This is a genomic window from Providencia sp. PROV033 (assembly GCF_028484855.1).
Classification (GTDB): domain Bacteria; phylum Pseudomonadota; class Gammaproteobacteria; order Enterobacterales; family Enterobacteriaceae; genus Providencia; species Providencia alcalifaciens.
The window spans coordinates 1-14,097 of record NZ_JAMPSW010000095.1 but is presented as its reverse complement, the minus strand read 5'-3'; the positions used below and the strand labels follow the sequence as shown (position 1 = coordinate 14,097).

Genomic DNA, 14,097 nt, shown 5'->3' with positions numbered 1-14,097 from the left:
CCAGTTATAATGAAAAATCGATTCCGAGTCCGGCACCACTATTTAAAGAACCCGCCCTAGTGGCGGGTTTTTGCTTTTCTGGCAAATCACGTTGATAAATCGTTCCGTCCTTGCTGCATTTTCACAATATCCATAAAAATAAAATCATACTAAAGGCTCTTTTGTAGCGCTTGACGGTAAGGTAATGCCGTCATTGCCCCTTTCGCAGTCGTGGCTAATGCACCACAAATTTGTGCTTGCCCTATAATGATACCAAGTGTGTTTTCATCATGGGGTAAACCATAGACAGCCAATCCAGCTAATAAACCAGCGACAAAAGCATCTCCCGCACCAGTAGTATCAACCACCACGACTGATCTAGCCGAATAATGCAGTATATTGCCCTGCCAACACGCCATCACGCCGTTTTTACCTAAAGTGACCAACAGTAAATCAAAAGAGTATTGCGCTGAAAGATGTGTAATACCTTGCTGAATATCGGTTTTACCACTTAGAAAAAACAGTTCCTCTTCGGATAACTTCACCACAGATGCAAATGTCAGCGCTTTATCTAAGCACTCACGTAACAGGGTTTCATCCTGCCATAGGTCAGTTCGAATATTCGGATCAAAACTCACTCGCCCCCCTACACGGCGAATCATTTCCATGGCATGAAATGTTGTGCTACGACTCGGCTCAGCACTAAGAGCAATAGAGCAAGCATGTAACCACTCATTTTTCTGGAATATGGGTAAATCTTCAATTTCTAAGAAAAGATCTGCCGCAGGGCGTACCATAAACGTAAAAGTCCGCTCCCCTTCGTCATCAAGTTCAACTACCACGGTCGATGTGCGATGTTGTGGATCTAACTTCATATAAGCGATATCCACATTCTCTTGTGCGAGTGTACGGCGCATAAAGCGACCGAATGGATCGTTCCCCACTCGACCAATAAACCCACTTTGACCATCAAGGCGAGCGATACCAACAGCGACATTAGCAGGCGCTCCCCCCGGAAGCTGTAATAAGCAACCATCTCTTTCAGGGATCAGATCAATGACAGCATCACCAAGGACCCACACTTTATCGGTCATAAATTACTCCACAGATAATAGTTAAAAATTAAATTGAATCCCTTGGTAGCCAAGGCGATGAAATATAAACGGTATCTCGGTGTGTCTCCCCATTAATGATATGCAACGCACTGCGCTTGCCTATCTCATAATGGGGAAGCTGTACCGTTGAAAGCGGAGGGATAAATAATTCACCGATCCCAACCATGTTGTCATAGCCAACCACCGCCACGTCTTTTGGGATCTTTAATCCACTTTCTAGCAAGATCTGATAAACAATAAAGGCGATCCGATCGTTTCCACAGATGACTGAATCAAAGTTCGCTTTACCATGGTGGATCTGCTGACACACGATTTCAGGAATATCCGAATAATTGTCCGTCGTCAAAAAATGATGAATGAGCGTGTCGGCATGAATCCCATGCTCCTCACAAGCACGTTTGACTCCAAGAGATCGACGGATAGTCGCTGGATGATTGGCAGGTAAATATAGACACAATGGTCGACGATAACCTGCATTTAATAGTGCATTAACCGCGTTATATTGCCCATCTTCATCATCCGGCACATAGCTGGCAGTCTGTACATTCAAACTTTCACAATTGGCGAGTACCAGTGGAACTTTCATCATGTGCTTGGTTATTTCAACCTGCCGGAGCCCCATTGTCGTATAAATAATGCCATCAGGGCGATGCGAAAAAAGCAGACTCGCGATGGCTTCAGGATCATCACCTTCGAGCATATTCACAACATAACTATTCCAACCATGTGTACGCCCCGTTTCTTCAATAGAGAGCGTAATATCGACAGAAAATGGCGAGGTCGCCGTATCAAGTGCTAACACGCCAATAGTTCGCGGTTTTTGTCCTGAACGCGTACCGCGTATCATGCGTGCAGAGAGATCAGGGGTATAACCCGTTTCGCTAATTGCTTTTTGAATACGCGCCAGTGTCTCTTTTTTCAGCTTCTCAGGATTATTAATCGCTCTTGAAACCGTCATCATTGAAACACCAGCCAGCTTTGCGACATCTTTTAAGAGTACCATTTTGCCCTCTGCGCTCTAAATTCGACATGTGTCTTACGCGATGAAATGACTTATCCAACGTCTTTTCATCGGAGTATATCAACCAAAAAATAGCCACATGATTGTGATAATAAAAAACCTGTGACACCCCTCACACACCACCAATGTTAATGTTAACATTGGTGATTAACATCATATTTATGCACAATGCCTTCTTTTCTAATGCTGATGTTAACATTAACAATATAGGTATTCTGACAGTAGGAGAATAGCTATGGGCAAAAAAACACGCGCTAACATACATGCCTATCTCACATTAAGCGGCTTATTATTTACATTCTTTTGGACATGGTCATCCGTGTTTTCCTTAGTCTCTCTGTGGCTCAGCCAAAAAATTGGCTTAAAGGGTACTGATACTGGCATTATTTTTTCAGTCATTAGTCTAACGGCTTTTTGTGCACAGCCTCTGTATGGATTTATTCAAGACAGACTCGGTTTACGCAAAAATTTATTATGGTTTCTGGGTGGGTTGTTATTAATCAGTGGACCTTGGTTTATTTTTGTCTGTACTCCGTTATTAAAATGGAACATTTTTGCGGGTGCTGCAGCGTTAGGGATTTATGTCGGGGCGACGTTCTTTGCTGGTATCGGTGCACTTGAATCCTACACTGAACGGGTTAGCCGCATCGCGAGCTTTGAATATGGGCGTGCCCGTATGTGGGGATCGCTGGGTTGGGCGGGTGCCACTTTCTTTGCTGGGCTGTTATTTAATATCGATCCCAACTTAAATTTCGCCATGGGGTCTGTCAGCGCACTGCTGTTTATCATTCTGTTATGGCGCTTACGTAACGTTCGTCCTCATACGATGAACGAACTTGAATTCGGTAAAACTCAATCGCTAACTGTCTCTGATGCGCTGGGACTTTTACGTATGCGCTCATTTTGGTCTTTAGTAATATTTGTCTGTGGTGTGAGTGTTTATAACGTCTACGACCAACAATTTCCAGTCTATTTTGCCTCGCTGTTTGCGAATCAAAATGAAGGTAATGAGATGTTTGGCTACTTAAATTCGCTTCAGGTCTTTTTAGAGGCAGGCGGGATGTTTTTAGCGCCTTTCCTTGTAAATCGTATCGGTGCTAAACGGGGTCTATTGTTAAGTGGTTTGATCATGGCGCTACGTATTTTGGGTTCAGGACTTGCCGATGACGCCATCACTATCTCATTAATGAAGCTACTGCATGCCGTTGAACTTCCTATTCTCTTAATTTCATTATTTAAATACATTACGTCTGTATTTGATAAACGCTTATCCGCAACCATCTATTTAGTCGGCTTCCAGTTTACGGCGTCACTGTGTGCTTCATTCTTATCCCCGTTAGCAGGGTACGGCTATGACACATTAGGCTTCGCCGATACTTATATGATCCTCGCCGCCATCGTCATTTCCATGACGATAATCTCTAGCGTACTTCTGCAATCAGAAAACACATCAACCGTCAGCAACCCCATGACAACGTCGAAAAAAACGGTGGAATTATGAAACAACAACTTCAGCAAGCACAGTTTGCTCTCGAGCAACTTAAAGCTCAGCGTGGCAATACTTATTACCCTGACTTCCATCTCGCCCCGCCTGCTGGCTGGATGAATGACCCAAATGGTTTAATCTATTTTGCTGGCTTATATCATGCTTTTTATCAACATCATCCAATGAGTGCAGATTGGGGACCTATGCACTGGGGTCATGCAACAAGTCACGACATGATCCATTGGCAGCACCAACTTATCGCTTTAGCACCGGGTGATGACTATGATCGTGATGGGTGTTTTTCGGGCTGTGCTGTGAATGACAACGGAGTACTTTCGCTGATTTATACCGGACATGTATGGCTCAAAGAAGAAGGCGATGATAGCGCAATCCGCGAAGTTCAATGCTTGGCAACAAGCACTGATGGTATTCACTTTGAAAAACAGGGTGTTATTCTCACTCCCCCTGAAGGCATTATGCATTTTCGCGATCCAAAAATTTGGCAAGAAAATGGCACTTGGTGGATGGTGGTGGGGGCACGAGATGCCGCTAATTGTGGACAAACGCTGCTATATAAAGGTCGTTCATTGCGAGAATGGCAGCTCGATAGGATCCTCGCACATGCGGATCTGGATGGCGGCTATATGTGGGAATGCCCAGACTTCTTCCCTTGTGGCAGCCACCACTATTTGATGTTTTCCCCACAAGGCATTCAACAAAGCAAAGGCTATCAATATCGTAACCGCTTCCAATCAGGAGTGATCCAAGGTCATTGGCAAGCAGGAAGTGCATTTATACAAAGCCAAAAATTGACTGAACTAGATAACGGGCACGATTTCTACGCTCCACAATCCTTCACTACAGCGGATGGTCGCCGTGTCATTATGGCTTGGATGGATATGTGGGAATCAGTGATGCCATCAAAACAAGAAGGCTGGGCGGGCTGCTTAACCTTACCACGCGAGTTATTTGAACGAGATGGGCATTTATGCCAACGCCCAGTGATTGAAGCCAACTCACTGCGCCAACAGAGCCAACCCATTAAGCCGCACTCGTTCAGTAAAACAGAAGTGTTACTCGACCATTCCAGCGCCATCGAGTTAGAACTCGTTTGGGATATACGCCAAAGCCATGCAGAACGATATGGCATAGCGCTAGGTAATAAAGTTGGCGATGGATTAGAGCTGTATATTGATAGCCAATCTCAACGCTTAGTGCTCTGGCGGCACTACCCAGAATATGAGTTGGACGGTTATCGCAGCATTCCATTACCTACGAGCGATAAACTTTCATTGCGTATTTTTATTGACCGCTCCTCCGTTGAAGTCTTTGTCAACGATGGTGACGCCGCAATGTCTAGCCGTATATATCCCCAGCCTAATGCGCGCAAACTAATGTTATTTGCTTCTCATGGCAGTGCGGTTATTTCTGAAGGAACACTTTGGCAGCTCAAATAATGATTGAGCAGGAATTGGGATAAACAAAAACGCCTCGTGATGTGCTTTATCACAAGGCGTTTTTAATCTTTTAGACTCTGGTTGAGGTCCGTCTCATTTTTATATTCTTAGCTTAAATAGATAAGTATTATTATCGACCTTATAAGTCATTCACATCAAAAAAACTCTCGGAAAACCTGCATAAAATACGGCTTTAACGTATAATCAACGCTGTTGAGCTTTTGCTCACTTCACACAGTGTCGATATCATCATAAATAACACGCGAACCCAGACTAAAATGGGCTTTTGATACTCTATTGATCAGGTGAGATATGCTGGATTTTCTAAAGAATTATGACAACTTAACCGTCAGTGAAAAAAAAGTATTAAAATATCTTACCGATAACATTGCCGATATTCCCTACTTAAATATTAATGAATTAGTTGCCAAAACATTTGTATCTAAAACAGTCATTATTAACTTATCCCAGAAATTAGGGTTTAGTGGGTTTAAAGAACTAAAATTCCAAATTAATAATCATATACTCTCACAGAATAAAGCTGAGAAAAAAAATCCAGCGTCATATAAAAAGCAGCTCGAAAATAATATTCATAAAACGTTCACGCTGATTAATGAAGACCAAATTCGGGACTGTGCGAAAATATTGCACGGTTCACGAAATATTTTCCTAGTGGCACGAGGAACCAGTAAAGCCGTCGGCTATTATCTCGAGCATTTACTCTTCTCCCTCGGATTACATTGCTTTTTTATCAATGATTACAACCTTTCTGACTCCTTTACTCGTCTGGTTAACCAAAATGATACCGTCATTTTTATTTCTCTTTCAGGCGGTACGAAAAAGATCATCGAAACCGCCAAAATCGTTCAACTGAAAGAAGCCAATATCATCAGTATGACCGCCTTTCATACCAATGAACTCACCGCATATGCGAATAACACGCTTTTCTGCTTTGCCGACAGTTATGACACCAAACGCGATGATTCAAAATCGAGAACCGGATTTTTTATTCTGGTAGATTTACTTATTAATGAATTAGAAAACCTGCTGTAAATAAACTATTTTTAGAGTTGATTATTACCTATCAACTCTAACCAACCAGTAGTTTAGAGTTAAAAATAAATTTATTATTTATTTTTAACTTCCTCACTTGTTTTTATGGTAAAAGCTCCATTAGCATTATCCATTGCTTTCATAACAATAGAGCTAACGTTTGTTGGAAAATCTTTAAATTTTTCTTTTGTTGCAACATCAATGACACCAGCATCTTTACCAAAATAATCAGGAACAAGTTCTTTATGTATTTGTTTTCGTACATGTGGGTCTAACTGATTAATAAATGGACTAAGAGAGCTTAATTTTAATTTCATACTTTCACTATGTCTCCAGTGAACATAAGATCTATATGCTATTTTGCTTGTATATAAAACAGTCAAAAACAATAATACTGAAAGAACTAATCTAAAAATTAAATATATTTTAGCGTACTCAGCTGTTTTCCTTAGTGTATCTAAATTTACATCGTTACTTATATTCACATAATTATTGTAATAATCAGATAATCCTGTCCATGCTGAAATTAAGGCGCCACCAATTATGATTATGCTAATTAGAGTCATAATCCAATATGCATACATCTCTCTTTTGGATTTTTCTGCATAATGCTTAGATACTTCATTTTTAGTTTCATCACTAATAATACCTTTATATAGTTCAATATCAGAAAATAACATTTTCATTTCTTTAAAAATCTTTGTATATTCATTTTTAACAGAATCTAATTGTCCTGTCATACTAACTTTTGCTTCAGCTTTTAAATCACTAGTTTCTTTTTGTAAACTTAATAATATTTCACTAGCTTTTTCTTCCAAATTTTCTTGTGTTTTATCAATTTTGATTTTACCAATTGATAAAATTTCATTAAACTTTTCTTCCAGTTTTAATTCCATAGAACTTAAATTTACCAACTTATTATTTTCATTAATGAAACCTTTATTCACTAATAAGTTAGGATTTATATTAATGATGTTCTTTTTTGCATCTGGATAATATTTATTTCTAGTGCTTAGCAATAAATTTATTTCAATATAAAAATCTTGGTTAATAATTTTTTCAGTTATACTCCGTATAAATCTATCTAGTTTAACTTTAGGTAAGTGCTTAGCTCCTAATCCTTTTATAATATTATCTAAATGATTACTAATCTCCTCAATCTTACTCCAATCTTAATAAATTGAATTTTTAATAATGTAATTAAAAAATTTCACAAGAGATTCAACATATAAATAAAATGCTTTATAATCTATATTTTTAGAATTATTTTCATAAATCTTAATTCTATTTAATATTGCTATAACCGTTGATAACTTATCAGTAAGTTTAGAGTAACTTTTTTCCACGAAATAAAACCCTAATTAATTTATAGATTGAAACAATCAATACGAAATATTGATAACCCAATTAAAGAACAAATTATATATCATTTTAATTTATATGTTAAATTTATTTGAATATTAATAATTTCAATCATATCAAAAACCGATTACTTAAATTAATTTTCACCTTTAATATTAACAAGTTGAATTCATAACAACCATCTAAAAATAGTTTTTATAACTCTAAGAAATGAGAAATAGTGTACATTCCTTGTAACTAAAAATTTTTCGCTTAGTTTTTAAATGACCTAGGTCTTAAAGCATGACCTGAGATAATATTTAAAACCGTAACATCATTTCATTTAAAAAACCCAGTGCTAGTATTCCAGTTAATTTCAATAATTCTTCGTCATTAGGAAAAAATATGGCTAAAAGAAAGTTTGGTGAGTCAATCCAGCGCTTTGGTAGGACACTGCTCCTGCCAATCGGGGTTCTGGCTCCAATTGGTATGATACTGGGGATCAGTGGTGCATTAGTTCAAACCTATATGATTGCTCGATTCCCTTTCCTCGGCAATGAAACCGTTAACGCATTACTTGTCAGCATCCGTTCTATTGCGGGCGTTATCTTCGACAACATCCCATTACTGTTCGCCATGGGGGTTGCCTACGGCATGAGCCAGCGCGATAAGGGGATCGCGGTCTTCGCCTCCGTTGTGGGTTACCTTTCGTTGATCATCACCATGAATATTTGGTTGGTGCTCACGGGTAAATTGGCGGATCCAGCGATTATGGGTCAAGTGGGACAGATTAAAGTTTTAGGTATTCAAACCTTAAACATCAGTGCCGCTGGGGGGATTATTACAGGGTTAATTGGTGCATGGGCCACCGATAAATTCTATAACCTCGAGCTGCCGACCGCCTTCGCCTTCTTCTCGGGTAAAAAGTCAGTCGCGATTATCATGGTCGGCTTAATGATCATGGTCGGCGGAACATTACCGTTTATCTGGGAAGTGTTAGTGCAAGGCTTGATGAAGCTTTCCGCCATATTCTTAAGCCCTGTCGGTCCATTCTTTACCGCTGGTGGTGAGCGTCTGTTTATTCCATTCGGGTTACACCACGTTTGGAACGTTCTGTTTAGATTTACCGAAGCGGGTGGTACCTATGTTATTGATGGACAAACCTTTGTCGGTGTCGTTCCAGCCTTAACGGAAGTGTTATTTAAGCAAGGTCCAAGTAGTGAATACTGGGCAATGATGCCAAGCCTGACGCGCTTTATGGCGCAGCAACAAATGCTGGTGACGCTGTTCCTGTTCCCTGCGATTGCATTAGCTATCTATAAAACATCGAAGAAAGAGAACCGTGCTGAAGTTAAATCGATGTTGGTGACCATGGTATTGACCGCAATGCTTGGTAACGTCACCGAGCCGCTCGAATTTACCTTCGTGTTTATCGCACCGCTGCTGTACTTAATCTATGCCATCATCGTCGGTATTGGTGCAGTGTTGTTGTCATTCGCTGGCGTTGCTATCGGGTATATCCGTGGAACCGTGTTTGACTTCACTATCTTCGGCCTGCTGTACGAACACACTAACTGGATATTCTTAGTGCTGATTGGTGGCGGTTTAGCGGTGGTGACGTACTTCATCTTCTACTGGGCGATTATCAAATTTGATATCAAAACCCCAGGTCGTGAAGAGTCTAGCAACCTGAAAAATACTTTAATTAAAGAAAAACGTTATGGCGAAATCGCCGAGATCCTTGTTGAAGCCTTAGGCGGTAAAGAGAACATTCGTAACGTAGATAACTGTATTACCCGTATGCGTATTGATGTCGCAGAAGTGAATAAAATTGATAAAGATTTAATGTTGGAATCAGGATGTACCGCATTCTTCTTTCCATCGGCAAACCACGTCCACGTAGTGTATGGACCGAAAGTTGAATTTGTTCGCAACGCTGTTGATGAGTTCATGAAGAAATAAAAGGATATATGATGAGAGCCTTATATGATTCTAAGAGTAAAACTATCGATGACCGTGGCATAAAAGCCCTGTTATCGGATGAAGCCAAATACAATACTTGGCTGATGTTTGAATCCATGTTAGCTCAAGCGCAAGCTGAAGCGGGGTTCATCCCCCAGTCAGCGGCTGATGAAATTAAAGAAAAAGCGGTTATTGAGAACATTGATTTTGCAGAGATGAGCCGCATTTACCAAAAAATTGGGCACGGCTTCGTTCCCTTCTTAAAAGTATTGGTGAATGCCTGTTCTGAAGAGAGTGGTAAATACATCCATTACGGCATTACCACTCAAAATATTCAGCAAAGCTCGCAGCTGTACATGATGAAAACAGTCCATAATAAATTTATGCTGCTGTTAAGTGAGATCATCGAGAACTTATCAGGTCTTGCTGAAAAAACGAAACACATGGTGATGCCGGGTAGAACCCATGGGCGCCACGCTATCCCAATTACTTACGGGTACAAAGTGTCCGTGTGGATCAGCGATTTCATCGACTGCTACCAACGAATGAAAGAGTGTGAAAAGCGCGTATTTACCATCATGATGGGCGGTGCTGTAGGTGCATTTAACTCTATGCCGGGCATTGGTTTAGAAGTGCAAAAACGCGTTGCTGAACTGACCGGCATGCACGCAATGGAAGTACCATCGCGTAACCTAAGTACCCATAAACTCGAGTACATGGCAAACTTAGCGCTGATGGCGAATATCTGCCATAAAATCGGGGAAGAAGTTTACAGCACGACACTGGAAGAAATTGCGGAAGTGTCTGAAGGCTTCACCAAAGGTACCGTGGGCAGCAGCACCATGCCACACAAAATCAACCCGAAACTGGCGAAAGGGATTATTGCTAACTCCCAGAAATTGTATTCACTACCGAGTGTTGGAATGTACTCCGCAGTTAGACCGTATGAAGGTGATAGCAGTTCTTACATGCTATTTGATGGACTCATCGAAGAAGCACTTGAGCTCACGACGGAAATTCTGTTAAGAACTGAAGAGCTTTCTAGAACGATAGTGCCTCACGAAGAGAGAATGTTACACAACGTTCTTAGAAACAAAGGGTTAGATAATACTGAATACGTGATGATGAAAATGGCAGAGAAGCTGGGTAAAGATAAAGCGCACTCATTACTGTATGAAGAAGCCATCAAAACTGCGGCGGATGGTGAGGATTTTTATACTAACCTGACCAAAAACAAAACTATCACAGACGCTTTTAGCAATGATGAAATCAAAGCCATGCTAGACCCTCGTTCTTACATTGGTCTGTCCGTTGAAATTGCAGAAAAAGAAGCAAAACGTGGCTTTGCAGCCGCACAAGAAATTAAAAAGCTTTATAAGTAATTATTAGCTTCCTAATTTTATTTTAAAGATAGCCTTCATTTGAAAAAATGGGGGCTTTTTTTGGTTATAAAAATATGAACATTGCTAAATAATAGAAAATAATTAATTACCCTTAATTAAGTAGTCGTACTTAAATCCATTAATAAAAAACGCCTGTTAATAAATAAAGCTAAATTGTTGCCACTCTTGATTTATTCTAAAAAAATATATTCAAATTTTAATTTCATGATGAAAAAGCAGAAGTTAGTTTAATTCCCCACATGAAATTGTCATTTTATTTGTTCTTTTTACGTGCCATTAATCTGGTTTTATTGTGATTAGCTAGTCAATAAATCTACTTTATGGGTAAATGATAAAACTTTGCGATGACGCTCAAGTATTTATTTTTAGAAAATAATAGATTATCTCAGCGATTCTGTTTTTGATTCTTAATGATGGTTATTTATTGATAATAAAGGTATCAGAATGAACAAAGCACACAAATTCGCTGTATCTTCACGTAATAAAAATAAAGCTGTAATAAATAAAAATATTTTCCAACTCTCGATTATTACCTCTGCTCTATTATTTTCTGGTTATACACTGGCTTACTCTGAAACTGGGCAACTCGGTGATAAAAATAGTTGGGAAAGCCAAGAATATAAAAATGATTGGGGCTTAGCCGCCATGAATGCTTCTAGTGCATACGCGCTGGGATATCATGGGCAAGGCGCTAAAATCGGAGTCATGGACTCCGGTGCGTTATTATCTCACCAAGAACTGAGTGGTTCCCGCTTCCACGCCGTTAAAGCCAAAGGTGAGTACGGCTCAACAGGTATGCGTTACCCACAAGAATTAGGCGGTCACTATGAAAAAGGCCAAGCCTTCGATGTGACTGGCGATTGGATCAAAGGCGTGAATGATACTCACGGCACACACGTTACAGGTACTGTTGGCGCGAATCGAGATGGTGAAGGCATGCATGGAGTTGCATGGGGATCGGATGTCTATGTGGGCAATACCGGCGCTACCGATAGCAACAACTACGGACCTTATCAAGACTACCAATATTTCTATACTGGCTGGAAAGCCATGGTCGATGCGGGCGCTCAAGTCATCAATAACAGCTGGGGAACTAACCCAAGAATTATTGATGCTGGTAAAACCGTCGGACCGGATGGTGGTAATACTAGCGTGCATTTACCCGTAGATACCACTCAACAAACTGAATACGAATATTTTTACTTCAAAAAAATCTATGGCGATAATCCATCCTTTGTGGATGCCGCCTATGATGCAGTGAAAGATACCAATGTGGTACAAGTCTTCACGACAGGTAACCGTGATTTCAAAAACCCGTACTACCGCCCTCTCTACCCTTATTTCAATCCACAAGCTGAGAAACATTGGATTGCCGTTGCGGGTTTAAAACAGACCGCAGATAAGACCGGTTATGAAATTGAAGGTATGTTCAACGAAGCGGGCAACGCCAAATGGTGGACCGTGGTTGCACCGAGTCGTTATATCTATTCCAGTGTCGTCGATGCCGATGGTAATCCAGGTTGGGATACTTTCAGTGGCACCTCAATGGCTGCACCACATGTCACGGGAGCCATGGGCGTTTTGATGTCCCGCTACCAATCCATGAATGCTCTGCAAGTGCGTGATGTCATGTTCACGACCGCTAACCGTTATAACCCAGATGGTAGCCTCTATAAAGACTGGAAATCCGCTGATGGCGTACCCGATGAGCGCTATGGTTGGGGTACCCCTGACTTAGAAAAAGGCATGTATGGTCCGGGTCAGTTCTTAGGTAAATTCGAATACCAGTTAAATGCCGTACCACTTGATGTGTGGAGCAATGACATTACCCAAGCAGCGCTTGATCAACGTGAGCAAGAAGATCTGGCTTGGCTCGCTGACTATAAAGCCAATGGCATTGATGCAGGTGGCGATTACAATCTGGGTACCGATTTTGTGGTAAATGACGGTAATCCAGATCCAACCTCGCATATTATTGACAAAGAAGAGGCTAAAAAATGGCGTCAGGAGTATTACCAAAAACGTGCCGATGCTATTCAAGCAAAAATCGATGCGGGTTTATACGATGGTTCTTTAGTCAAAACGGGTGAAGGCTCGCTGGTAATGACGGGTGACAATAGCTACCGTGGCGGCACAACAGTTAAACAAGGCTCACTGTTCGGTTTCACTGAGTCATTTGGCACGGCTGATGTGAACGTCAATGGCGGCACAATTAGCGTACTCAATCACTATAATGACCAGTTTACTCAAAAAGGTCAGCTAACCTCTAATGAAAGCCATAAAGCCAATATCAACATCCACGACAACGGTACCTATTTAGTCACCGCAGGTCACAATGTAAATGTTGGGAATATGACCTTAAATCAAGGGGCTAAACTGGATATTGCTGCGGATAACATTGGGCAACTGAAAGACGTTTATCTCAATGACAATACCGTACAAGGTACTGTGAATGCTGATAATTTAGCTGACAACCGTGCTAAGTCAAAAATGCTCGCGAATGCCGCACCTAATGCAGTAAATAATGACTATGCCTTATTCCAAAAAGAGGTTTCCGTCAAAGACAACACCATTACGGGCTCTCTGAGCAAAAAAGCGGATACCTCATTTGCTTCATTTGCCAATAATGAAAATGGTCGTTCAATTGCTAACGTACTAGAAAATAACGCTAAAGGTCAGCTATTTGATGCAACGCTACCAATGAGCGCACAAGATCTTCGTCATACCTATCAATCATTAGGTAGTGATATGTACCTCAATGCTAACACGGCTAGTGTGGTTAACGTTTTAGGTCTAACTCGAACAGTGAAAGATCAGGCAATCGGGATCGGTCATGGTCGCTATGCTAACCTTGAAAATAGCAATGCACGCATCTGGATGACAGGTGTTGGTCAATGGGGCAACCTTGATTATGGTTACAGCAATATGGATACCGATTTCTACGCGGCATTAGTCGGTGCAGAAATTGATGTTGCCTCACATACCAAAGCGGGGCTGTTCTTCGGGGCAGGCTCATCTAAATATAAAGCCCATGAGTACGGTAAAATTGACAGCAATGACCTGCATGTCGGCGCCTACGGTGTATCTAATATCCAGAATGTTGCTGCCATTAATTATGGCGTCACGCATACTAACCAAGATCGTGATGCGAAACGCACATTATGGGTTGGTCAAGATTCAGGTTACAACTCCAGCAGCTATGATGCGAAAATTACTCAACTCTTCGTGGAAGGTGCGTATACCCAATTGAATAATGATCAATATTCGATTGAACCCTATG

At 40.8% G+C, this 14,097-nt stretch carries 9 protein-coding genes; 6 read left to right on the top strand and 3 right to left on the bottom strand.

Annotated features, from left to right (window positions below):
* Positions 1-149: 149 nt before the first annotated feature.
* On the bottom strand, positions 150-1,073 hold the full coding sequence (locus PSF16_RS14100; RefSeq protein WP_272689463.1) for an aminoimidazole riboside kinase: 924 nt from the start codon (positions 1,071-1,073) through the stop codon (positions 150-152).
* 28 nt (positions 1,074-1,101) lie between these two features.
* Positions 1,102-2,097 (bottom strand): LacI family DNA-binding transcriptional regulator, encoded by a 996-nt coding sequence (locus tag PSF16_RS14095; RefSeq protein ID WP_272689462.1) that lies wholly within the window; start codon positions 2,095-2,097, stop codon positions 1,102-1,104.
* Positions 2,098-2,350: 253 nt separating this feature from the next.
* Between PSF16_RS14095 and PSF16_RS14090 the strand changes: the two genes are divergently transcribed.
* The 3 genes from PSF16_RS14090 (at position 2,351) to PSF16_RS14080 (ending at position 6,111) form a co-directional block, all read left to right on the top strand.
* The gene (locus tag PSF16_RS14090; protein ID WP_006662514.1) at positions 2,351-3,616 is read left to right on the top strand and encodes an MFS transporter; all 1,266 of its coding nucleotides are present in this window, start codon (positions 2,351-2,353) and stop codon (positions 3,614-3,616) included.
* A complete protein-coding gene (locus PSF16_RS14085) occupies positions 3,613-5,058 on the top strand; it encodes a glycoside hydrolase family 32 protein (protein WP_432652913.1) in 1,446 nt (481 codons plus the stop codon). Before PSF16_RS14090 ends, PSF16_RS14085 begins: the two co-directional genes overlap by 4 nt.
* A 312-nt stretch (positions 5,059-5,370) precedes the next feature.
* Positions 5,371-6,111, top strand: a complete 741-nt coding sequence (locus tag PSF16_RS14080; protein ID WP_006658526.1) for a MurR/RpiR family transcriptional regulator — start codon at positions 5,371-5,373, stop codon at positions 6,109-6,111.
* Positions 6,112-6,185: 74 nt separating this feature from the next.
* Here the strand turns inward: PSF16_RS14080 and PSF16_RS14075 are convergent, their stop codons facing one another.
* Positions 6,186-7,007, bottom strand: a complete 822-nt coding sequence (locus PSF16_RS14075; protein ID WP_272689461.1) for a hypothetical protein — start codon at positions 7,005-7,007, stop codon at positions 6,186-6,188.
* A gap of 850 nt (positions 7,008-7,857) precedes the next feature.
* On the opposite strand from PSF16_RS14075, the gene PSF16_RS14070 reads away from it, so the two are divergent.
* From PSF16_RS14070 to PSF16_RS14060, 3 genes are all read left to right on the top strand, one after another.
* On the top strand, positions 7,858-9,414 hold the full coding sequence (locus tag PSF16_RS14070; RefSeq protein WP_154627828.1) for a PTS transporter subunit EIIC: 1,557 nt from the start codon (positions 7,858-7,860) through the stop codon (positions 9,412-9,414).
* Positions 9,415-9,425: 11 nt separating this feature from the next.
* The gene (locus PSF16_RS14065; protein WP_006662512.1) at positions 9,426-10,796 is read left to right on the top strand and encodes a class-II fumarase/aspartase family protein; all 1,371 of its coding nucleotides are present in this window, start codon (positions 9,426-9,428) and stop codon (positions 10,794-10,796) included.
* 465 nt (positions 10,797-11,261) lie between these two features.
* On the top strand, positions 11,262-14,097 hold a 2,836-nt coding region (locus PSF16_RS14060), incomplete at its 3' end, for a S8 family serine peptidase (RefSeq protein ID WP_272689460.1).

Coding starts and splice junctions, on each gene's coding strand:
- PSF16_RS14100 (WP_272689463.1), bottom strand. CDS start 1,073: ATGACCGATAAAGTGTGGGTCCTTGGTGATGCTGTCATTGATCTGATC.
- PSF16_RS14095 (WP_272689462.1), bottom strand. CDS start 2,097: ATGGTACTCTTAAAAGATGTCGCAAAGCTGGCTGGTGTTTCAATGATG.
- PSF16_RS14090 (WP_006662514.1), top strand. CDS start 2,351: ATGGGCAAAAAAACACGCGCTAACATACATGCCTATCTCACATTAAGC.
- PSF16_RS14085 (WP_432652913.1), top strand. CDS start 3,613: ATGAAACAACAACTTCAGCAAGCACAGTTTGCTCTCGAGCAACTTAAA.
- PSF16_RS14080 (WP_006658526.1), top strand. CDS start 5,371: ATGCTGGATTTTCTAAAGAATTATGACAACTTAACCGTCAGTGAAAAA.
- PSF16_RS14075 (WP_272689461.1), bottom strand. CDS start 7,007: ATGGAATTAAAACTGGAAGAAAAGTTTAATGAAATTTTATCAATTGGT.
- PSF16_RS14070 (WP_154627828.1), top strand. CDS start 7,858: ATGGCTAAAAGAAAGTTTGGTGAGTCAATCCAGCGCTTTGGTAGGACA.
- PSF16_RS14065 (WP_006662512.1), top strand. CDS start 9,426: ATGAGAGCCTTATATGATTCTAAGAGTAAAACTATCGATGACCGTGGC.